19 protein-coding genes are annotated in these 22713 nt (G+C 33.9%); all 19 read right to left on the bottom strand.

Going from position 1 to position 22713, the window contains the following annotated elements; genetic code table 11:
• Window positions 1-7: 7 nt before the first annotated feature.
• On the bottom strand, window positions 8-2398 hold the full coding sequence (locus Q1R07_RS03195; RefSeq protein WP_300485939.1) for a tyrosine-protein kinase: 2391 nt from the start codon (window positions 2396-2398) through the stop codon (window positions 8-10).
• A 6-nt stretch (window positions 2399-2404) separates the two neighbouring features.
• Window positions 2405-3184: a polysaccharide biosynthesis/export family protein gene (locus tag Q1R07_RS03190; RefSeq protein WP_300485937.1), complete on the bottom strand. Its 780-nt coding sequence runs from the start codon at window positions 3182-3184 to the stop codon at window positions 2405-2407.
• Between the two features lie 37 nt (window positions 3185-3221).
• Window positions 3222-5108, bottom strand: a complete 1887-nt coding sequence (locus tag Q1R07_RS03185) for a nucleoside-diphosphate sugar epimerase/dehydratase (RefSeq protein ID WP_347760657.1) — start codon at window positions 5106-5108, stop codon at window positions 3222-3224.
• A 140-nt stretch (window positions 5109-5248) separates the two neighbouring features.
• A complete protein-coding gene (locus tag Q1R07_RS03180; protein WP_300485935.1) occupies window positions 5249-6409 on the bottom strand; it encodes an aminotransferase class I/II-fold pyridoxal phosphate-dependent enzyme in 1161 nt (386 codons plus the stop codon).
• A gap of 143 nt (window positions 6410-6552) precedes the next feature.
• A complete protein-coding gene (locus Q1R07_RS03175) occupies window positions 6553-7125 on the bottom strand; it encodes a sugar transferase (RefSeq protein WP_300485933.1) in 573 nt (190 codons plus the stop codon).
• A gap of 13 nt (window positions 7126-7138) precedes the next feature.
• Window positions 7139-8158, bottom strand: coding sequence for a GNAT family N-acetyltransferase (locus Q1R07_RS03170; RefSeq protein ID WP_300485931.1), 1020 nt, complete (start codon window positions 8156-8158; stop codon window positions 7139-7141).
• Window positions 8151-9197 carry a hypothetical protein gene (locus Q1R07_RS03165; protein WP_300485929.1) on the bottom strand — a complete coding sequence of 349 codons (1047 nt, stop codon included), beginning with the start codon at window positions 9195-9197 and terminating at the stop codon, window positions 8151-8153. Before Q1R07_RS03165 ends, Q1R07_RS03170 begins: the two co-directional genes overlap by 8 nt.
• Window positions 9187-9753 (bottom strand): GNAT family protein, encoded by a 567-nt coding sequence (locus tag Q1R07_RS03160; RefSeq protein ID WP_300485927.1) that lies wholly within the window; start codon window positions 9751-9753, stop codon window positions 9187-9189. The genes Q1R07_RS03165 and Q1R07_RS03160 overlap by 11 nt, the downstream gene beginning before the upstream one ends.
• A 2-nt stretch (window positions 9754-9755) precedes the next feature.
• Complete coding sequence (locus Q1R07_RS03155) at window positions 9756-10397, bottom strand: sugar transferase (protein ID WP_300485926.1); 642 nt, start codon at window positions 10395-10397, stop codon at window positions 9756-9758.
• The gene (locus Q1R07_RS03150) at window positions 10397-11614 is read right to left on the bottom strand and encodes a glycosyltransferase family 4 protein (protein WP_300485924.1); all 1218 of its coding nucleotides are present in this window, start codon (window positions 11612-11614) and stop codon (window positions 10397-10399) included. Before Q1R07_RS03150 ends, Q1R07_RS03155 begins: the two co-directional genes overlap by 1 nt.
• Window positions 11615-11622: 8 nt before the next feature.
• On the bottom strand, window positions 11623-12384 hold the full coding sequence (locus Q1R07_RS03145) for a polysaccharide deacetylase family protein (protein WP_300485922.1): 762 nt from the start codon (window positions 12382-12384) through the stop codon (window positions 11623-11625).
• A 9-nt stretch (window positions 12385-12393) separates the two neighbouring features.
• Complete coding sequence (locus Q1R07_RS03140; protein ID WP_300485920.1) at window positions 12394-13428, bottom strand: GNAT family N-acetyltransferase; 1035 nt, start codon at window positions 13426-13428, stop codon at window positions 12394-12396.
• Window positions 13429-13455: 27 nt separating this feature from the next.
• Window positions 13456-14274: a glycosyltransferase family 2 protein gene (locus Q1R07_RS03135; RefSeq protein ID WP_300485918.1), complete on the bottom strand. Its 819-nt coding sequence runs from the start codon at window positions 14272-14274 to the stop codon at window positions 13456-13458.
• Window positions 14274-15341, bottom strand: a complete 1068-nt coding sequence (locus Q1R07_RS03130; RefSeq protein WP_300485916.1) for a glycosyltransferase — start codon at window positions 15339-15341, stop codon at window positions 14274-14276. Before Q1R07_RS03130 ends, Q1R07_RS03135 begins: the two co-directional genes overlap by 1 nt.
• Window positions 15342-15525: 184 nt before the next feature.
• The gene (asnB, locus tag Q1R07_RS03125; RefSeq protein ID WP_300485914.1) at window positions 15526-17340 is read right to left on the bottom strand and encodes an asparagine synthase (glutamine-hydrolyzing); all 1815 of its coding nucleotides are present in this window, start codon (window positions 17338-17340) and stop codon (window positions 15526-15528) included.
• A gap of 59 nt (window positions 17341-17399) precedes the next feature.
• Complete coding sequence (locus Q1R07_RS03120; RefSeq protein ID WP_300485912.1) at window positions 17400-18503, bottom strand: glycosyltransferase; 1104 nt, start codon at window positions 18501-18503, stop codon at window positions 17400-17402.
• A 90-nt stretch (window positions 18504-18593) separates the two neighbouring features.
• The gene (locus Q1R07_RS03115) at window positions 18594-19835 is read right to left on the bottom strand and encodes an EpsG family protein (protein ID WP_300485910.1); all 1242 of its coding nucleotides are present in this window, start codon (window positions 19833-19835) and stop codon (window positions 18594-18596) included.
• A 122-nt stretch (window positions 19836-19957) separates the two neighbouring features.
• Entirely contained in the window at window positions 19958-21046 is a 1089-nt protein-coding gene (wecB, locus tag Q1R07_RS03110) for a UDP-N-acetylglucosamine 2-epimerase (non-hydrolyzing) (RefSeq protein ID WP_300485908.1), read from the bottom strand.
• Window positions 21047-21274: 228 nt separating this feature from the next.
• Window positions 21275-22713, bottom strand: a 1439-nt coding sequence (locus Q1R07_RS03105) for an oligosaccharide flippase family protein (protein WP_300485906.1), incomplete at its 5' end; no start/stop codon positions are given.

Raw genomic sequence — 22713 nt, 5'->3', positions numbered from 1 at the left:
TTGTTTTTTATCGGTTAAAAAGTTTTTGCCACCATGCTCTTTCATCTTCAAGATCGGCACCATAACCGTAGCCATAGCCGTATCCTTTGGTTACATCCGTATCGTTTAACAACAAACACATATTCGGTAATTTTTTCTCTCTGTAAATGGTTTGCGGTACACTTAGCATTCGCTTATCTAAATAATTCGCCCGAACCACATAGATAAAGACATCTGCCAGATGCGCAACCAGTAAGGTATCGGTTACCAAACTTACCGGAGCCGTATCGACCACGATATAGTCGTATTCTTTTTTTAATTGTTCAAAAAGTGCATTTACTTTTTTACTCATCAACAACTCAGCCGGATTCGGAGGAATCACTCCGGAAGGTAATACATAAAACTCTTCGAAGCCGTTGTGTTTAATGATATAATCATTGATATCATCGTCTTTGGACGACAGATAATTGGTTAAACCTTTGGATGGAATCTGGACATACTCATCCAGCCTTGGATTACGGATATCCAAACCAACCAACAATACTTTTTTACCCGACAAGGCTATTGTAGCAGCAATATTGGCTGTGATAAAGGTTTTCCCTTCTTTCGGGAACGTTGATGTCAGGAAAATAGTTTTTGCCTGTCCTTCCGGAACATGGTTTAACATAAATTCCAGATTTGTTTTAGCGATCCGCAATGCTTCCGCGGCACTACTTCGGCTAGTAGTTGTGATTAATTCATTAGCCGAAAGCGATTGTGGCACATCACCCAGGAATGGTGCTTTGATTTTTGCTTCTATATCCTGACGCGATTTTACTTTGGTATCCAACAAATCTCTCAGATAAACTATTCCAAAAGGAATAAGCAGTCCCATAAACAATGCCCCTAAATAAATCAGATTTTTTTTAGGCGAAACAGGGATATCCGAAGCTTTGCCCGCATCGATCACTTTGGCATTTGGTGCTGTTACCGCCAAAGAAATTGCCGTTTCTTCCCTTTTTTGTAACAGGTACAGGTATAATGATTCTTTGATTTGTTGTTGTCGTTGCAACACTCTGAATTCCCGTTCCTGTGTTGGAATTCGGGAAATGCGTCCGCCCAATAAACCTTCCTGACGATCCAGGTTGCGTTTTTTAATCGTCAATGTCGTCTGCATACGATTCAGGCTTTCATCTACGCTTATTTTTAAGGCTTCTATTTTCTCATCTAAAGCAATGATAATCGGGTTGTTTGGCGTAGAACTTTTAAGAATACGATTGCGTTCCAGTACCATTTTATTAAACTCATCAATGGATGTAGAGGCTGCGACGTTGGAAGCGAGATTACTTGGAACAAGATTACTTGGAATAAGATCTCCTTTTTTGCTATTTTTTAAAAAGTCCTTCATCGAAGCGACCACCTTCATCTGGGTTTCAGTTTCGATGACACTTTTTTCATACTGACTGGCACTTTCCAGGAACAAACCTGCTTCGGAAGTGATGTCCGTAATTTTATTTTGTTTTTTATAGCCTTCCACATTTTTCTCTACCCCGTCCAGTTCCTGAGTGATCAACTCTAAACGTTGCGAAATAAAACGCGAGGTATTTTCGGAAATAAAATTTTTATCGGCAATGGCATCTTCATTATATATTCTAACTAAAGCATTTAAAAAATCCTCCGCTCTTTCTTTTACAGGATCTATTAACGACAATTCGATAACACTGGTATTCTTACTTAGCGGATTTACCATCAATTTTAATTTAAAATTTTCGGTAACTTTCGACAAGGGCACTATTTTAACATGGACAACAAAAGGATCATTGCTATGGCTTTTACCTTCGGCATCTGTTAAGTTTTCTAATTTTTTGTTAACAATAAATGTTCCGTATTTGGTTTTTACTTCATTACCATAAGAATATTCACCTAATTTATTTTCTTTTTCATCATAGATCACAAAACGATTATTGCTTTTATTTTCTATTCTATAAGCAAAATTTTGCAAATAAAAATCTTTGCTTTTATTTGTAAACTCAATTTTAATTGGCGAATCTTTATATAAAAAAGAAGATTTAACTCTTCCTTCAGCTATATAGAATACGTTTAGATCTAATCTTTGTATAACGTTTTCTACTAATGTTCTGGATTTTAATACCTCTACTTCATTATCGACACTGCTCTTTGCCCCTGTCAACATTCCAATATCGGAAAAAGCAGCTAACTCAGAAGCGATTCCCCCTTTTTTATCATCTTTTACAAGTATCGTTGCAACTGCTTTGTAGCTAGGTGATGTATAATAACGCAAATACAAGAATGCCGTTACTAATGAAAGAAATATCCCCAGTACAAACCAATGCCAATGGATTAAGTATTTATCAATCTGTTCCCGAATAGAAAAGTTATTTTCGTTTTGCTCTTCAAAATTATTAAATTCCTGATTCATCTATATCTATCTTGTGGTTAAAGCAATTATGGTTATTAACAAAGAAATTGCTGAAATGGCTACGGTGATATTCGGTCCGATTACCGATGAATTTACTTTGGTTTTGTTAGGCTCTACATATACCACATCGTTTTGTTTGAGATAGTAAAACTGAGAATTGAAAAACTCAGGCTTTGTAAGATCGATACGTGTGGTTGTTACCTTACCTTCTGTTTCACGGATTATCAGAATATTGTTACGTTTTCCGTAAACGGTAAGATCACCAGCCAAACTCAATGCTTCCGGTAGTGTAATCCGTTCCGACTGTATCGGGTAGGTTCCTGGTCGGGTTACTTCTCCCTGAACCGTTACTTTGTAGTTTAATATCCGCATGTTAACCGTTGGATTTTTGATATAATCACTTAACAGTCCTTTTAATTTTGTCATGGCTTCACTACGGGTTAATCCACCAAATTTGATAGTTCCGATAACCGGGAAAGAAATTTCTCCATTGGAATCCACCAGATACGTTTGTAAACGAGGCTGGCTTGCGGCTGTTTCGATATTACCTTGCATGGTAACCGCATATAAGTTAAACGGTACCGCCACTTCCGGGTTTTCTGCCGAAACAACAATCATTAGCAAATCATCCGGTTGTAATTTCGGTTCGAATGTTGCAGAAGATCCTTCTCTCGAAAACTGATCGATATTTTGATAATAAACAATATCTTTTTTTTGCGCACAGGAAGACAGGATTAATAGAGCTCCCAGAGCCAAAAAACAGAAAAAGCGAGAAATTACCTCCATAAATAATAAATGTTGCGCAAAGATACGCTTTTGATTTTTAATTAATATCCAAGGTCGAGAACGACGAATTCATACTTCTGAATTCCGGCACGATTGTTTTCATCTGCATTACAATATCGGACATTTCGTTTCCTTCTTCTGTGATGTTGATCAAAAAATCTACCGCTTCAGAAATCACTTCAAAGGTATCGGAGACCTCAATTGCAATCATAATTTTTTCGTGATGCGTAGGCAGCGTTTTAGAAGAGTCGTTTAACAACTCTTCGTATAATTTTTCTCCCGGTCGCAATCCGACAAATTCGATCTTAATATCTTTATCGGGTTGTAATCCCGCCATACGAATCATTTTACGAGCGAGGTCGATAATTTTTACTGGTTTTCCCATATCAAAAATATAGATCTCACCGCCACTTCCCATAGCTCCGGCTTCCAATACCAACTGACAAGCTTCCGGGATTGTCATAAAATAGCGGATAATCTTCGGATGCGTAATCGTTATCGGACCACCATTTGCAATTTGCTGCTTAAATAAAGGGACAACCGAACCGTTAGATCCCAATACATTTCCAAAACGCGTGGTGATAAACTTAGTGTGTTTTACACCGTTGTCGTGCAAATGATAGTTTAGCGTCTGTACATATTTTTCTGCAATCCGCTTACTGGCTCCCATTACATTACTTGGATTTACGGCTTTATCGGTAGAGATCATTACGAACTTCGCAACTTTGTAAGCTACGGACAAATCGGCCAGATTACGGGTTCCCATTACATTGGTAAAAACCGCTTGTATCGGATGATCTTCCATCATCGGCACATGCTTATAGGCCGCCGCGTGGAATACAATATCCGGTTTGTATTTGGCGAAGATCGACTCGATTTCTTTTTTATTCCGTATATCGGCGACAAACGAATGCACGGTTGCCGTTGTTTTCTTTTTACTCAGCTCTAACGTTAGATGGTACAAGGGTGTTTCGGCCTGATCAATTAGTATCACTTTTTTAGGAGAGAAGGCAATTACCTGGTTTACGATTTCACCACCGATTGAACCGGCTGCTCCGGTAATCACCACCGTTTTTCCATTTATTTCCTTTTGAATAGCGGTGTTATCCAGTTTGATTGGCATTCGCTCCAGTAAGTCTTCAATCTGAATCGACTTTACTTTTTTGGAAATGTCCTTAACATCCGACCAGTCGGCTACTACCGGTACGGTATATACTTTAAATCCGTATTCCAAACACTCATCGATTAGTTCGATTTTTCGGTCTTCCTGTAAATCGTTCGAAGCCAGAATTAACGTATTGGCACCTAAGGAGCGTAGTAAAACCGGCACTTTTTTTCGGCTGGTATAAATCGGCATATCCAAAATCCTTTTTGTGGTATTGGATGCGTCATAATCTACAAACCCCAGTAATTTAAAACGTTGTGGTCGTTCGGTACGCAACGCATTGGCTAAGGCAGTAGCGTTAAAACCGGTACCATAGATCAGCGCTCTTTCGAGTTTTATTTTTTTGGATTCGGTAAGGTAATGCTCAAAAATCTGTTTTACCACAATGCGGTACAGAAATAATCCCATAAAGGAAATAATAATATTGAGCAGCAAACGGGTATTCAGAAACAGTTTATCACCAATGGCCTGTTCGAAGTAGACATTTATAAAAAACATCACCAAAAAGGTGGACGATTGAGCGAAAAACAAACGAATACCGTCGATAAACGTCGAATGTCGGATAATACCGGAATAGGTTCGGAATAACCAGAAAAAGAAAACGGTTACCGAAAGATATACACTAACGACATAGATAAATTTGTCTTTATCTAATGCCAGTCGGAACTGAATTCCCAAGCCGTCGAGCAAGAAATAACTGATCACAGAAGCGATCATCACGACGGAAATGTCTATAAATAAGACAATCCATCGGGGCAAATAGCGTAAACTTTGCAAAGAAAAATCTTCTCTAAAAGTTGATGAAGCCTGCTGTAAATTAGAGTACAGGCCTTGAAGCACACTATTTTTCAAGTTCAACAGTATTATTATTCATGAATTATTACTATAATTAAGGTGAATTAAAGTGCTTCCGAAAGTTTTAATTTAAAAAACATATCAAGAACTATTCCAATTCTTTCCATTTCAGCATCGGTCATATTCGAACCGGAAGGCAGACATAGTCCGTTTTTAAACAGCTCTTCTGCGGTAGTTCCTCCATAATAAGGAGCTTTTTCAAATACCGGTTGCAAATGCATTGGTTTCCAAAGTGGTCTGCTTTCGATATTGTTAGCATCCAGCATTAGTCGCAATTCCTCGGCAGCCGTTACACCAAAAATAACCGGATCGATATAAATTGCCGTTAACCAATGATTCGAAAAATAATCGGTTGTTGGCTCTTGTAATACGGTTATCCCTTCTATATTTTTAAAATAGTTTCTATAATATTGATTTACTTTTCTTCGCAACGCAACATGATCGTCCAGCACTTCCATTTGTCCTCTTCCGATTCCGGCACAAATATTACTCATCCGGTAATTATACCCGATAACACTATGCTGGTAATGTGGCGCTTCGTCTCTTGCCTGAGTCGATAAAAATATTGTTTTCTTTTTCAGTTCCGAATCTTTAACAACCAAGGCTCCACCACCTGATGTTGTAATGATTTTATTTCCGTTAAACGACAGAACCCCAAATTGACCAAAAGTACCGCAGGATTGTCCTTTATAGGTACTTCCCAACGCTTCGGCACTGTCTTCGATTACCGGGATATCATAGGCTGCTGCAATTCGGTTGATTTCGTCTACTTTATAAGGCATACCATACAAGTGTACCGCGATAATCGCTTTTGGCTTTTTTCCTAAAGCAATACGGTCTTTGATGGCATTTTCCAGTGCCACAGGACACATATTCCAAGTATCGGATTCACTGTCAATAAAAATCGGCGTGGCTCCCTGATAGGCAATTGGATTGGCCGATGCCGAAAATGTCATGGATTGACATAGTACCTCATCACCAGCTTGTACACCCAACATAATTAAGGATAAATGCAGCGCTGCTGTTCCTGAACTTAATGCCGCCACTTCGGCTATACCGCCCAGATACGATTGCAATGCATTTTCAAAACCGGTTACATTCGGTCCCAAAGGAGCGATCCAGTTACTTTCGAAAGCCTCATTAACATAATGTTGCTCCGTTCCTCCCATATGAGGTGAAGAAAGCCAAATCTTAGCAGAACTCATTTTTTTTCATATTTATTTAAAAAGAAGAACTAATCTTTATGCAAAAATAATTATTCTTTTGTCATTGTTAACATTATACTTATTTATATAGCATGGTAAACCCTGAATATTATATAAAAACCCTGTTAGTAAAATATTTATTTTTAACAAAAACGAAGCAATGTGTTAAATATCACCTTAAGATCCCCTGTAAAGCTGCGGTTATGATAATAATGTAAATTCATTTTTATTTTATCCGGAAAAATAACCTCATTGTTAAATTTCTCAGGATTGGGAATATTTTTTAATATTTCTTCTTCATTCGAGTACTTAATGCTCGCTTCTGAAGTTAACCCGGGTTTCAATTCTAAAATTTTACGTTCGTCACCGACCAACTTGTCGTAATAACCGGGAATATCGGGTCTTGGACCAACAAAACTCATTTGTCCGAACAGTATATTGAGTAACTGTGGTAACTCGTCCAATTTATATTTGCGAAAAAAAGCGGATATCATTGGAATAACAACTTCACTCTTAGTATCACTGACAGATACTAAACGCATGGTTCTGAATTTTAGTATCGTAAATAGCTTCCCATATTGTCCGATTCTTTTTTGGAGAAAAAGACCGTTTGACCGCGTTGCTATGACGGATATAATCCATACAATCAATAATACCCCAAAGAGCATACTGAAAAGGACTAATGCAAGACTAAAATCAAATACTCTTTTTAACATACGGGTACTATTATTAACTCCTGTAAAGTGGAAAAAAATTAGTCCGTACTACTTTACAGTTTTTAACTAACTCATCATATTTTTCTGGGTCAACGATAAATTGCCAAACCTTATAATTACATCTATAATCTGAAAAACCGGATTTGAATCTAAAAAGTGAGTCTTCATCACTTCCACCTACACCTCCTCCTAAATGTAAGAAATCAACACCCAGGTCATTGCCTAAAAGTCTAGCCTCATCAAGTATTAGTTTCATTGGTGTCTCTTTGATATAAGCCTCTGTTGTTCCTGCCAAATGATATTGCATAATTTTATCCGTAATGGTAAATATGGCTCCAGCGGTAATAATATTATCTTTTTTAGCCAACAGCAATTTATTTTCAAAGCAACTATTATTCAGAAAATCATAAAAATAATCTTTATCGAAGAAGTAGCTTTCCGATGCTTCCACTCTTCTCATTGTTTCTTGATAAATCGAAACAAATGTATCTACATCACTTTTATTTTGGGACTCAATTACCTGAAATCCTTTTCTTCTTAATTGATTCAACTCCGATTTATTAGATTTCCTATATTGTTTTCGTTGCTCATCCAATGACAATCGTAAGTCAATCGCAATCGTTTTATTAATATCCTTTACGATTCCAAAACCATCAAACAATTTTTCATTAGCGATTAGCGGATGTAATCTTGAAAAAGCTGTAATAATGTTATTTTCTTTAAAGAATACTAATAATTTATTTTGAAAACTTTGTATAATTTCATCAGGAATCTTATTAAAATCCATACTACTTATTGGTCCACAATATCCATATACTGATGTACAATCTTTATAAGGGGTTCCAACAATATCCCTGATTATTAATGGCAAAGCAATAAAATCATCATTAAAATATGCCACACATAATACAGGATGATTTTCTTTGGCCAAAAGGTGATATGATTGCGTATGATAGAAATCGTACTGTTTACTCTTCGAAACTATATTTTTCCATTCAAAATCTTCAATTTCAACTATGCTAAATTTAACCATTTGCAAAAAAATCTTTTATATAGTTTGTTATTAAAATCATATCATCCTGTCCATAACGATAATCTACATGAATGAATAACATCCTATTTTCTAATTGAGTATCAATATCGACAAACTGATTCGGCCATAGCGTTGCTGGAAAAATACTCTTAGACAATAAAAACTCCTTTAATTTTATTTTCGTCTTATCATTTTGACACTCAATAATCAATCCAAAAGCATCATCCAATTGTTTCATATTCACAATTATTTGATTTACATCTTCTAATCGCTTTACTGCTTCTTTTAAATTAGACGATTTTACGCTGAGAATCTCATCAATATCTAACTCGTATAATATTTGTTTTCCAGTTTCAGGAATTATTGTATTTGTATAATTTTCTTCAAATTTTTCTTCAGCGAGAGCAAACAATCTTCTGAATTCTTCTTTATCCCGCAAATTACCTTCTAAATACGCTCTCTTTAAAATCATAGCCTGCATTTTATTTAAGGCTATATCTTCACTTTTGTTATTATCTTCACCTACTGGCAATACATATCCTTTTGGCGAAAAACAAAAACCACCTACAGGAACCGGCAATTCCTTTCTTAATGACGCAAAACAGTAACTAGCAGTACTATTCTTAAATCCTAATATATTATGAGTTAAATCATCTATTAGCACTGCTCGTTTTAAATACTCGAGATTTACTTTTTTCAGTCCATAAAAATCAACATTCACAACAACATTTTGTTCATCATCGGATACCTCTACTTTTGTATTAACTGAATCTACAAAAGGGTTAAAGTTATAATAGACAACTTGTATCGGCAAGGTCCGGATGTATTCGACAACTTCATGGCAGTAGTAACTAGGAAAATATATTTTACGCCACTTTTCCTTTTCAATTCCGTCTTTCACCAAGTTATATAAAGCAACTCTTCCTGAAAAAAACAAGGAGAATTCTTTACTTAAAAAGACGGATTGATCTGGACTTTTCAAAAGAAATCTGTCTTCTTTACAATAATGAAAATCAGAGCCAAATTCTTTATTTAACATCTTCCCAGTACTTGTTTTTATTTATTAATTCAAAATAATCATCTCTGGTTATTCCAACAACTACCTGATCCCACCATTGATTTTTTCTAAAATAACACCTCTTCTTTACACCTTCAATCTTCCATCCACATTTATTTGTATAAACTCCAATGGATGCTTCATTATAAGAAATCATAGATCCATCCATTCTTTCCAATCCCAGTTCTTCAAAGGCAAATCTATTTATTGCCATTATAGTATCAACACCATATCCCTTTCCTCTCATATCTTTATCACCAAGCAACATTCCATGGAAGGCATTTCTGTCTTTCCAATTAATGTTGACCAAATTTGCCATACCTATTAAGCCCATCTCCTTTGTATCTATTGCAAAACGCTGATTTACACTTGATAGGTTAAGCGAGTCAAACCATTTTTCCTGATCCGATAAACCAGATGGGAAATGCCATCCGCCTAGCATATAATTTATTTCAGGATCATTTGACCATTTATGCAATAAATCTAAATCTGCTTTTTCTATAGCTCTTAAAGTAACTTTATTTCCTTTTATATTCATATTTATCTCTTTTTAAAATGGTTAGAACTTAAATTTTTACTTAGCCCAATATCATCCACTTCATCAACAGTTTGCCCGTTTACTATAGAATTTGACTTAAATAATATTGACTGTATCGTCATTAAAATAATCTTAACATCTAATGAAAAAGTAAGATTTTCCACATAATAAACATCATTTTTGAGTCGTTCACTAAATTTCATCTGGTTTCTCCCTTTAACCTGAGCCAAACCTGTAATTCCTGGTCTTACTAAATGTCTTTTCTTTTGAACTTCATTATACATTTCTAAATATTCCGGTAGCAAGGGTCTTGGTCCGATTAAGCTCATATCCCCTTTTAAAACGTTTATCAGCTGAGGAATTTCATCCAACGATGTTTTACGAACAAAGCTTCCAACTTTCGTTAAACGTTCGGAATCCGGCAATAAATTTCCATCCGTATCTTTCTTATCATTCATCGTCTTAAACTTGATGATTTTAAAAAGGCGTTCGTTTTTTCCGGGTCTGATCTGAAAGAAAAAAGGCTTTCCATCGTTTGCAATAAACAAAGCAATCATTACGATAATAAATATCGGACTCAGAATTAGCAGTCCAAAAAAAGCCACTATAAAATCGAAAAAATGTTTACAATAATTTTTATACATTATACTATCTTATTAAAAACCGCTATATACTTTTTAACTGCTATTTCCAATGAATAGTTATCTTTAGCAACTCCCAAAGCCCTGGTGGATTGCTTTAGAATCAGCGCATCATTTTGAGTATAGCTTACGAAATCACGAGCTACAAATTTGTCAATTTTTTCCGGAAGTACATAACCCATATTTTCAGATTCTATCTTATCTTTCTGCCATCCGGGATGATTAATCAATATCGGTTTTCCTGCCGCCAAAGTATCAAAAAATTTATTGGCTGAATTGGCCCACAATTCTTTTACTGGTATCACAAAAGAACTTCCCATATTACATTCATAATACAGTTGTGGTAACTCTTGTTTGGAAACCGGATCCAGTATAAAAACATTTTTATCTAAAACACCCTCATCTGAAGCAAGCTGTGTGATCATTTCTTTTTCAGCCCCAGCACCAATTAATACAAAAACAACAGTCGGATCTATTGCTATTACTTCTTTGGCTAATTTCACAACATAACCTATTCCATTCACACGACCGAAAGTCCCCGCATATAAAACCGTAAATCGGGGAATAAAACCTATTTTTTCTTTTAATAATGATTTGTCCTGATTGTAGTTGTTTTGAAAGCGTCTGATTTCAGATATGTTCTCTATAATTTCAATCGGTTTCATTTGAATTTGTGGATATCTATCGACAATAGATTTCTTCATATCAACCGATAGCGGAACTATAGCAGCTGCATTTTTATAAATTATTCTTTCCAGTTGGTACAATAATTTCTGCAAATAAATATTTTTGATTGCTCCTATTGCAATAACCGCTTCCGGCCAGACATCTCTTACTTCAAAAACAAATGGTGTTTTAGTTGTCCATTTTTTTATCAACGCAGGGATACCGATAGACAAAGGTGTAGAAGTAGCTAAAACCAAATCTGCTTTTATTGTTAACAACTTAAACGATGCAAACCAAAGAAACTGAAAGAAAACCAAAGCTCTTTTAAAATACGATAAGTGATTCCCATACGGCAAATAGATATAATGCACTATTAAGCCGTCTTTTTGGAACTTTACCCAGCGTTTCGCCTGATTATATTCCGGATCTGAAGTGGAGGTCACTATTTCGACTTCATATCCCTTTTCTGCAAATCCAGTAGCCAGATCATAGGAACGCGTCCCTCCATTTTCACTTGGAAATTTAAAATATTGATGTACGTATAAAATTTTCATGCTCTTTATCATTTCAATAGAAATTTCCGAATCCTTAAATAATTTGTTCCTAATAAATACTTAAACAGAATTAAGCTTTTCCATTTCACAATCTGTCTTAAACGCGTTACCGAAATAGTCTTCAATAAATCTTCGACTTCAGAAACTTTTGTATTGTTATAAATTGCGAATCTTCCTATGGTGCGGCAATTATCACTAATAAGCTCTATTTTATCGGTAGGCTGTGATATAAATATCGATTCAATTCCCTTGCTCGCAAGTATATTTCCCATTTCCTTAGAAAATGAACCGCCAGGAATCGATACATGTGTTGTTTTGATTTTTAACAGCTCATTTAATATTTTAATTGAAACGGACCACTCTTCTTCCAGTTCTACTAACGGCAATTTATTTAGCATACCCGGATGTGTATGCGAATGTGCCCCAATAAAATGTCCTTCTTCATGCAGCGAAATCACCTGATCTGATGTTAAAAACCCTTTCGTATTAATAAATGCGGTACTAATAAAAAAATATCCCTTAAAGCCATATTCTTTTAAAATCGGAGCTATTATTGAATAAAAAGAAGCTCCACCATCATCAAAGGTCAGCATTACATTTTCTTTTAAAATATTTCTATCAGTACAATATTGGGATATCCTTTGAATTTGTTTTGCAAATTCCTCTTTTGAAATTTTATATTTATTGGCTGGTGCTGTTTGAAAACCACTTTCATGAACGGAATGTTCATATACATCATGATACATTAAAGAAATCATTTTTCTCATCATTTACTAGTATTATACCCCTTCATTAACTCTTTTACCTTTAAGCAATGCTCCAATTTTTCTAACAGTATAAAAGGCTGATTTGGCAAATGCTTTGGCAGGAATAAGCCAGAACAGGTTCGACGCAATAATTTTTGGTTTCACGTAAGGCGTAGGACCGTACTTTTCTTTATACCGGCGCCCTCCTCCGAATTCCATATATTTCACCCCTTTATCCTTCAACATTTCTATTGCACTCCACATGATTAATTCATTAGGACAATAACTTTGTGCCGACTGGTAGCTTGCTCCTCCTGAAAAGAATCCATAATTACCCGCATAAGGAAAAAATGCTGACGCCAGACATTCTCCTTCAGGATTAACGGCATAAAGCGCCACCATATTTTCAGAAAAGGTATGCTGCAACATTGTCTTGGTTTGCTCCATAGAATGGGTAGGCGTTAAACCCTGTCTCTGAAAAACCTCTTTTAACTGTTTATAATATTCGTGAGCATATTCATTTACATCCGAAATTTCCTTTACTTCTACTCCCTTTTTTTTGGATTTATTAATGGAATAACGTACACTGCTGTAACTCGTATTTTTATAAAGTTCTTCCTTATCTTTTGTAAGATCCAGCACATAACCTTTCTGCAATTCAATAGTAAAATTACGATGCAGGCATTCTGCAACTTCCAATTGCCAATCAGAAACCTGAAAATAACGACAGTGCTTATTCTTAAACAACCATGCTATTAATTCTTCATAAATATCCAATCTTTGATTTACCGTTATCTCTTTTAACATCGACAAACCCTGATACGATGTTGACCAACCCTCAAAAGGCGATGCTACTATCGGAACGCCAAATTTCTTTATTTTATGTCCATAAAAATAGCCGATCTCTTTATCTTTTTCAGATACAGCAACAACAAACGGAGCCACCTTATAGAATTCCTTCAGAAAATTTGCCCAGTTTTTGGACTTAAATACAGTATGGTCATAGCATGAGGCCATTTTATCCCACAAAATATCGGGAGATGTAATAACTTCAAAAGTATATTTCATTATTTATTTGCTTTAAGTCGGTTATTATTAATGGATAAGGGTTTTTAAAATATATTGCATTTCAGCTAAAATTCTCGTTATATATAACTTGAAACTGTACTGCCTCCAGTGTGAAAAATAAACCTGTGAGTACTTTTTACACAAGCCTAAGCTCCCTAAAATACGGGGTATTTTTTTTTGTTTTTTTCTACTTGCCGATAATGGCCGTAAACCTCTCAAATAAATCGCTTTCTCGTCTGTCAATTTCATTTCATTGATTCTGCCGGATATTTCGAAACCAAATAAGGAATCTTCACCGATAGCAAAATGCGTATCAAATCTGGTTTTTCCAATTACAGATAACGGAATGAATTTCGCGCATACTGTTGATAGAAAACTCCTGTAATTTATGATATTATATTTTTTCCCCTGATTTTTTTTAAAACAACTGGAGAGATAATCATCACCGAGCTTTTCATCTGTATTTTCAACAAAGGTTTTGGCATTGGACACCACAATGACATCCGGTTGTGCCTTTTTTAAACATTCTTCTATAAAAGACGAACTTAATCTGTCGTCATCATCCAAAAAGGTAACATACGATGTAGCACTGTTTGCGACATAATCAAGCGCTATATTTCTTGCATTTGATACCCCGGGTACATTGGTATAGAATAGCTTGTAATTAAAATTATGCTTTTTCAGAGCTGCCGCTATAGTATCATAATAAGGTGCTCTTTCCCCATTTAACACAACCACAACCTCAAATACAGCCTTGCCGCAAGTCTGAACAGCAAGCGACTCGAAGCATTGGTAAATATAGTCTCCGGGTTTATAGGTCGGAATAATAACAGAAACTAGATGCATTAGCTAAAAATTTGCTCGTAATTATAATTAACAATTTTGTTAGTCGTCGTTTTTTTCAAATGATCGATAGCCTTAATGACCCCTTCCGATAAATCATTTACGGAATCTTTAGCAACAATGTATCCATTTACGCCATTGTTGATGACTTCAGAAAAATCCACACAATTGGTTGCTACAACCGGAATTCCATAATATAATGCTTCTAAAACAACATTTGGAAACCCCTCTTTCCGTGAAGACAGTACAAACAAATCGGCATTTTTATAATACGGATACGGATTCGATTGATGGCCTAATAAAAAAACATGATTTGTTAATTGATTATCTTGTATCAGCTGCAACAATTGGGTTTTATATCCCGTCTCATACCGCTCATCACCTAAAATATATAAACGGGTCGCTATATTGTACTTTACCACTTCTTTCATCGCATGGATCAAAAGGTCAAATCCTTTTACCGAATACAAGGCTCCCGCAGCTACTATGTTATAATTCCCGCTACTAAATTCACCCGGAAAATACCGATCTCCACTTTCGTCTAATAACGATTGATCAACAATATTTCTGATTACTTTTATTTTTGTCAACGGTACTTTATAGTGCCTGGCAACATCTATTTTCGAAAATTCGGTCTGAGCAATAATCAGATCAGCATGCTTAAGCGTAAACGAATTAATCAAACTTAGAATAGATGATTTCACTCCTTTATGAGGCGATTCTGACGGCGGTACAGCTATACGAACAATCAACCTGGATTTGAGTCGGGACATCATACGTATGATCTGCAACAAATACGCCACAACAATGGATGTGGTAAAAATATAATGCGGATTAATATGCTTTAACTCTTTAGACAGTAAGCGATATGCATTTTTAGCATGGCTTTTATTGTACTGAATATATGTAATATGTGGCTTTAAGGTTTGAGGTTTAGGCTCACTGCTGGTATTCACAAAAAAGACATCGTATTTTTCAATAGAAAGAGAATGCATAATATTGATTTGCATTCTTTCGGCACCGCCACCCTGAGTAGAAGCCGCAACAAAAACGACTCTCTTTTTTTCCATAATAAGATCCTTTCTTTATTTTAATTTAATTTCAGATTTCGAGTCAGACGATCCGTAATGACATCAATGATAATTTCAATGCTCCTTGATTTCATATTTCATAAAAGTTTCGAACAAGAAACATTAGTATCCCGAATAATCAGTATTCTTTCATTTATAAGCAACGGAAAAACACTAATACGCCTTAATTCGTTTTTGAGCCCAGACTAATATTATTGTACTCAGACCATTTCGCAAGTACATATAACTTCCAGATATTGTTTCCGTTAATCTCCGTCCCTTCCATATGATTATACAATTGTTTTCTGAATTTTTTCACATCCAGATTAGGCACTCCATTCAAAAAGGAATCATTCAAACAATTTAAAATTTCCTCTTTCAGGTCATTTTTAATCCAATCATCTAATGGTATAGAAAATCCTCTCTTGGGCTGATTAAAAACGGAACTAGGTATATATTCTTCCAATATATCTCTTAAAATCTTTTTTCTTAATTCTTTTTGATATCTAAAACTTACGGGTAACGTTCTGGCGAATTCAATTATCCTATAATCTAAAAAAGGACTTCTGACTTCTACGGCATAAGCCATACTCGCTCTATCCACCTTAACATTACTATCATTTTCTAACCAAAGTTTAATATTTAGATCCGCTGCTCTTTGCTTTTCATCAGATGCTAATTTTTTAAATATTGAGTAGTGTGTATTGATCCATGAATCGTTCTTTACTAAATTCAAACTATTCATTGAAACAAAAATCCTTACGATAAAATCGTCAATATTCTTAATTGAAAGCCACTCTTTAAATTTTGATTTTTTATTTATTATGAAAAGCCCCAGAAAACTTCTAATAAAGTAAGGAACTTTAAAAAAAACTGTAGCTTTTCGAATACTTTCAAAATAATTATATCCCAAAAAGCTTTCATCACCACCATCACCGGATAAAGCGACAGTGACTCCTTTTTTTGTAGTTAAATTCAACAACAACGAAGGCAAAGCGGAACTATCAGCAAAAGGTTCATCATAAACTTCTTGAAATTTCGGCAGTAATTTTAAGGCATCATTGGCATCACAAAATGTAGTTTTATGATTGGTGCCTAAAATTTTTGAAAACTCTTCTGCTATTTTACTTTCATCAAACTTCGGATCATTAAATCCAATAGTAAATGTATTTATCTTTTCAGTAGTTATTTTAGACGCAATAGCTGTAACCAATGCTGAATCTATTCCTCCAGAAAGAAACGTTCCTAAAGGAACATCTGAATCCAACCTTATTTTTACAGCATCGATTAATAATTTGTGTAATTCTTCTTTAGCCTTCTCATAGGAAATATCTTTAGCCGTAACGGATTCCAAATTCCAATATTCAGAAATATTCATCGATTGAGCCACTAAATCAATTTCAATACATTTCCCAGGACTTAACTTGAATACATTTTTCAAAATTGAATATGGAGAAGGTACATAACCACAATCTAAATAAATTGAAATCGCTTCTTCTGATACTTCACTCTCTGAATTCATTAGCGGTTTTAATTGGCTACAAATTTCAAAAAGACCATCTTTCCAATAATAATAAAATGGTTTTACACCAAGCCGGTCTCTTGCGCAAAAAACTTTTTCATTTTCAAAATCATAAATCGCGAATGCAAACATTCCATTAATCTTTTGTAAAATATCTTTACCCCATACTGCATATCCCTTTACTAAAACTTCTGTATCACCAGTTGTTTCAAAAGAGTGTCCCAGTGTTTCCAATTCATCTCTGATATCTTGAAAATTATATATTTCGCCATTAAAAACGATACTATATTTATCGTAAAAAAATGGTTGATTTGAACGAACATCCAAATCGACAATAGCCAATCGTAGATGACCTAAAGAAATATTCCCTTTTTTTGAGTACCCTAAATTATCAGGTCCTCTAAACTTTATTAAGTTAAGCTTGTCCAACACTTCTTCCTTTTCATAAGGAATGTTAGTTATATATATACCACACATTACTATTATTATTTTACACTATACTATAATCATAAAGACTACTTTAATAAATCATTACCTTAATTAAGTGCAATAAACTTATTCGCGACATTTCTTATATCATACTGATCTATATTATGTACTTCTAACTTTTTGCTATAATCTCCTTTCAGAAACCTATCAATATTATTTTCATCAATTGTAAAAGACGATACTGACATTATAGGTCTTTTTGCTAACGCATAATCAATTAACTTACTGGGAGACTGTACAGCGTTTCCATTTTCAAAATTTACCAAAAAATCAGCTTTAGCCAATTCTACTAATAATTCCTCTCTGGTTACATAATCTTTTATAATAAGTTTTTCTCCTAATTTACTTTTGTAAGGTTCCAATATATCCTTTGATTGTGTATAAATGATAAACTTAAAATTAATTGGCACTTTTGAAAGGTAATCCAGAAACATTCTAGGGTCTCTAACTCCCTGATAAAACACGCCCGAATAAATAAATGTAGGCACTTCATTATTAGGTTCTCTTGAATCTATACGCACTAAATCAAAATCAAAACCTTGTGGAATGACTTTAATTTTATCTCTAAAATCAGAATAATATGCTGATCTTCCTTCTTCTATCGGAATCGTAATATAATCTACATTCCGACAAAACCATTTTTCAATATATTTAAAATAAAAAGCTGGTGTTTCAATTGGATTTCCCATATAAGGATCTCCACAATCTGCCACCCAGAGCTTAGGAAACGTCATTCCCATTCGCGCTTTTGCTAATGCACATCCCCAATGAATAGGATGCGGATATGCGATAGATATCAACATGTCTGTCCCTTTTTCTTTTTTAAGAATTTTAGTCATCTTAAACATGAATTCAATATTTGGGAACTCCAGCCAACGTCCTAATAAACGTCTTAAAACTTTATTTAGAAAAGTATCTTTACTAGAATTATCGCTATTCAAAGTTGCAAAAGTCATTTTTTCAATGTTTTTAACTTTGACGTTATTTTTAGCTTCAAACACGGAATAATCATAATTCCCTAATACGCCATAGAGGGTCACATCATGTCCTTGTTTACCAAGCTCTTTAGCTAGTTCAGTCGCTCTATTAGCTCTAGGAGATTGAAATGGAAAAATAGCACTCGCAATAATTATAATTTTTTTATTTTTCATTTTTATTAAAACATTTTACATCAACTTTCATTTTAAATACACATAAACGAAGTCTATATTCACCACACAATCACCGAACCTAAAATCCTTCTAGAACAAGTATTCATAAACAATATAAAATGGACTTGAAATATAAAAATACACGCCCGTAACCTTTAAATACAAAATAAGTTGCTCATAAATATTGAAAAAGAATGCAATAGGAAAAAAGTAGAGTAAATATTTATACCTATTCTTTCCAAAATTGATTAGCCATATATAAGCTATTATCGGGTAAGACAATGTAAAGAATCTTCCTCCCAGAGACGGGATACTCATAGTAAAATTTGCAAAAGTTACTAATACTAATAGGAATTTATAAAGACTTTCCGTTTTCAAGTTTCCTTTAATTAATTTTTCATTTCGTATAAACAAATACACCAGTAAATTCATATAGGTATATGATATCGTTTTGAAAATCTTAGCTATCCAAAAAAAACCGGTTCCCTCAGCACTTAACTTCTCAATCGTTTCTGTACTGGTATAAGAATCTATTAATTTAGCAAGAAAAATTGGTAAAAAATCGGTACTATCTTTTGCCAATTGTAACGATACTGAAGAGAAAATAAAACTACAGAAAAATAAAACAATAAAAATTCTATAAAATCGGCTTAATATTAAATATAAAAAAACAACAAAAATAAATATCCAAAATGAACCGTGTATAAATGGAAGTAGTACCATCAATACTAAATAGTGGTATTTTTTATTTCTAAAAACCTGAAATACTATAAAAACCGCGACCCAAGCTGCTGTCCAAAATCGAACTCCATTGATATTAAAAATCTGGTTTGTTAAAAATATATAGGCTAGAATATAAGACGATAAATCATTTTTGAAATTCTCTTCTTCTGTTAAAAACCGAAACGTTTTTAAGGACAAAAAAGCAAAAACTATAGCAAAAACAGCAAACAAATAATGATAGTTATCTGTAAATCTAGAAACAAAAAAAGCTATCGTTTCATAATAATAATCTTTTCTTCCTTCGTCAAAACTTAAAAAATCTTTAAAACCCTCTATATACTCGAAATAACTTAGGTTTTGAAAAGACTCAAATTCTTCCCTATAAAAAAAACTATCTAAATCATACTCATTTCCGCTTCGCTTTTCTATAGTAAAACTAATACCAAAACAAATTGCTGTTAGGAAGAAAATAACATACGACGATTTGGTTTTTATATTTTTTAAAGAATATAAAAACCCGATAAAAGGACTAATTATAAAAAAAACAATTTTAACAAATCTATCTAAATTATTTTCTTTTACACTCCACGCTTTTTGCTTAGTATTCATTTAAACTATATTATTAGATCTAAACAATTTACACTTCCGCCAATCATCATTTTTATTTTTTCAAAGCTTGACAAATATTATAACCTTATCAGAACTATCAAAAAAAACTTTAAACCAGTGACTTACTGTAAATTTAAAAGACATTCAACTATCCTTTCTGCTGCCATTCCATCCCATTTCTCAGGAATTCCTCCTTTTTTCCACTTTCCATTTAGCAATTGTGATAATACCGGAAGTAAAGCTGATGGGTTAGTACCAACCAATTCATTAGTCCCAATAGTAATTGTTTCCGGTCGTTCTGTGTTATCTCTTAAAGTAATACATGGAATCCCCATCACGGTTGTTTCTTCAGTGATTCCTCCTGAATCAGTTATGACTGCCTTGGCATTTGCAACCAAATAATTGAATTCTAAATAACCCAAAGGGTCTATTATAAAAAGATTCTCAGCTTGTATTCCTAAATCACTGAAAATTTTGGCTGTTCTTGGATGTATTGGAAACAAAACTGGTAATCCATCAACATTATTAACAATAGTTAGTATCAGCTCTTTTAATTTTTCACCTTGATCTACATTGGCAGGGCGATGTAAAGTCATTACGAGATAATTATCTTTCTGCAACCCCAAAGTGGAAAAAACTGAGGGAGCTAAAAAGCGCGGTATATTTTCCAACAAAGTATCTATCATGACATTACCTACAAAAAAGATGGCTTCTTCAGAAACCCCCGATTTTCTCAAATTAGCATTAGCAATTTCCGATGTAGTAAAAAAATAATCTGTAATACTATCAGTAACCATCCGATTTATTTCTTCCGGCATGGTTAAATCAAAAGAACGAATACCTGCTTCAACATGAGCCACTTTTATATTTACTTTTTTAGCAACAATACTGCAGGCCATTGTTGATGTCACATCACCAACCACCAAAACCAAATCAACAGGATTCATTAACAATTCTTTTTCAAAAGCAATCATAATAGCTGCCGTTTGTTCTGCCTGACTACCTCCTCCGCATTCTAAATTAACATCCGGTTGCGGAATGTTAAGCTCTCTAAAAAAGGTAGCACTCATTTTTTCGTCAAAATGCTGCCCTGTATGCACTAATCGAAATGAGATATCTTTTCCCTTTTTTTGTGCATTCTGAATAGCATGTATTATAGGAGCAATTTTCATAAAATTAGGCCTTGCCCCTGCAATTAAGGTTATTTTCATTTTTTAAAGATTATTGTTATCAGATATACTATAGCAATCCTATTCATAAAACACATTTTAAATATAAATTTCAAAATTATTGTTTGTAATTTTAGGAGACAGATACAATTCTATAGTCCTTTTTAATCATATATATATTTTATCTAGCAATTTAATTATTCGTATTTTAAACAAAAGAAAAGCTAACCACTCAGAACATTTTCATTTTCTATTGCCCCACTAAATCCATCAACCATTTTTTTTAATTTTATTAAGTAATGGATATAAAAATTCTAAATAATTCAATTTCAAAAAACGCCCTGTCATTAAAACTAACGTCACATATAACAGTCCTGCCACAATAAGATTCATTAAACTATTTTCAATGGCTATCATCTTAAGACAAAAAGTCACAGCAAACATAACAAGACATGTGTGCAGTATTATTTTGAGCATCTGAAAAACAGGAAATAACTCGTATGCTTTGACGTTTAGTCTTTTGCTCACATATACTAAAGCAATTATCACTTTTACTATCGATAATGATACCGAAAAAATTGCAAGTGAAATTGGATTATTAAAAATGATCATGATTAAGTATCCACCAATCCAGGCTAAAATTGCAATAAAGGCATGTAATCCGGAATAGAATTTAGTAGCTCCTAATGACAACATTAATGGAAAGAAAATAATGATATTAAAAAAATTAAGTACCATATTAATTTTAAAATATCTTCCGGATTCAAAATAAACATCTGAGTACATCAAAACCATTACCTCCGTAGAAAAAAACATAAAAAAAACAACTATCGGATAGATAATCATTGCAGATTTGTTTAAAACGCTTTTCCAAGTAATTACTAATTCTTCAATACCTTTATTTTCATGTATAACCCTTGAAAAAACAGGCATTAAAACGACTGAAGTACTTGTAGTTATCATAGACACGAGAGGTAACTCGATAAAACCATTCGAAAATTCGGCAAAAACGTTTGCACCAAAAAAACGGCTAATATAAAATTCATCCGCAGCTTTAATAGCGATACCCCAAAAACTGGCAAAAACAAGAGGTATACTATATGCGAAAACCTCTTTAAGCTCCAATTTAGCTGCCTTCGATTCCACTCCTTTGAAAGGTATTCCTTTAAAGAAATAAGTCATCACAAATATTATCAATGAAGCGATTAACCATCCATAAATTGCGATAATATAATTTGCCTTAATCAAGATAACAGGAACAACTATAAAAATCAGCATCAATAATCTTGAAAGCGTATTATAAATTGCTAAAAACAAAGTTTTTTTATAGGTCGAAAAGATACCTTCAATACCTAATGTAGGCAATAATAACATGGGCATTGGCGAAAACACCTTCAATCCATACGCTAATTTTTCATTTTTTAAAACATCCGCAATGCAATCTGAAAATAAAAACAAAAAAACCGAAAATAACACTCCTGCCAGAAACAACACTTTACTTATCTTCCATACAATTGCCTTACCTTCATTTAAGTGATATCGGGGTAAAAAATAAGCATATACTCTTGGTAAGCCTGCAGAAAAAACAATTAATAAAGTATTATAAACGTATAGTATTTGTTTATAAGTCCCATATTCTGCTTTATCCAGATATCGTGATAGAATTGCTGCACTTACAATAGAAAGCCCTAAGGTGCTTAAACTACCTA

This window comes from Flavobacterium sp. (assembly GCF_030146175.1).
In the GTDB taxonomy this organism is placed as follows: Bacteria; Bacteroidota; Bacteroidia; order Flavobacteriales; family Flavobacteriaceae; genus Flavobacterium.
This window is presented reverse-complemented; position numbering and strand designations above follow the sequence as displayed.

Excerpts from the sequence above, each read along its gene's own strand:
- Q1R07_RS03175 (WP_300485933.1), bottom strand. The coding sequence starts at position 7,125 with ATGTTAAAAAGAGTATTTGATTTTAGTCTTGCATTAGTCCTTTTCAGT.
- Q1R07_RS03170 (WP_300485931.1), bottom strand. The coding sequence starts at position 8,158 with ATGGTTAAATTTAGCATAGTTGAAATTGAAGATTTTGAATGGAAAAAT.
- Q1R07_RS03115 (WP_300485910.1), bottom strand. The coding sequence starts at position 19,835 with ATGAATACTAAGCAAAAAGCGTGGAGTGTAAAAGAAAATAATTTAGAT.
- Q1R07_RS03190 (WP_300485937.1), bottom strand. The coding sequence starts at position 3,184 with ATGGAGGTAATTTCTCGCTTTTTCTGTTTTTTGGCTCTGGGAGCTCTA.
- Q1R07_RS03195 (WP_300485939.1), bottom strand. The coding sequence starts at position 2,398 with ATGAATCAGGAATTTAATAATTTTGAAGAGCAAAACGAAAATAACTTT.
- Q1R07_RS03145 (WP_300485922.1), bottom strand. The coding sequence starts at position 12,384 with ATGATGAGAAAAATGATTTCTTTAATGTATCATGATGTATATGAACAT.
- Q1R07_RS03140 (WP_300485920.1), bottom strand. The coding sequence starts at position 13,428 with ATGAAATATACTTTTGAAGTTATTACATCTCCCGATATTTTGTGGGAT.
- Q1R07_RS03120 (WP_300485912.1), bottom strand. The coding sequence starts at position 18,503 with ATGAAAAATAAAAAAATTATAATTATTGCGAGTGCTATTTTTCCATTT.
- Q1R07_RS03130 (WP_300485916.1), bottom strand. The coding sequence starts at position 15,341 with ATGGAAAAAAAGAGAGTCGTTTTTGTTGCGGCTTCTACTCAGGGTGGC.
- asnB (WP_300485914.1), bottom strand. The coding sequence starts at position 17,340 with ATGTGTGGTATATATATAACTAACATTCCTTATGAAAAGGAAGAAGTG.
- Q1R07_RS03135 (WP_300485918.1), bottom strand. The coding sequence starts at position 14,274 with ATGCATCTAGTTTCTGTTATTATTCCGACCTATAAACCCGGAGACTAT.
- Q1R07_RS03150 (WP_300485924.1), bottom strand. The coding sequence starts at position 11,614 with ATGAAAATTTTATACGTACATCAATATTTTAAATTTCCAAGTGAAAAT.
- Q1R07_RS03180 (WP_300485935.1), bottom strand. The coding sequence starts at position 6,409 with ATGAGTTCTGCTAAGATTTGGCTTTCTTCACCTCATATGGGAGGAACG.
- Q1R07_RS03155 (WP_300485926.1), bottom strand. The coding sequence starts at position 10,397 with ATGTATAAAAATTATTGTAAACATTTTTTCGATTTTATAGTGGCTTTT.
- wecB (WP_300485908.1), bottom strand. The coding sequence starts at position 21,046 with ATGAAAATAACCTTAATTGCAGGGGCAAGGCCTAATTTTATGAAAATT.
- Q1R07_RS03165 (WP_300485929.1), bottom strand. The coding sequence starts at position 9,197 with ATGTTAAATAAAGAATTTGGCTCTGATTTTCATTATTGTAAAGAAGAC.
- Q1R07_RS03160 (WP_300485927.1), bottom strand. The coding sequence starts at position 9,753 with ATGAATATAAAAGGAAATAAAGTTACTTTAAGAGCTATAGAAAAAGCA.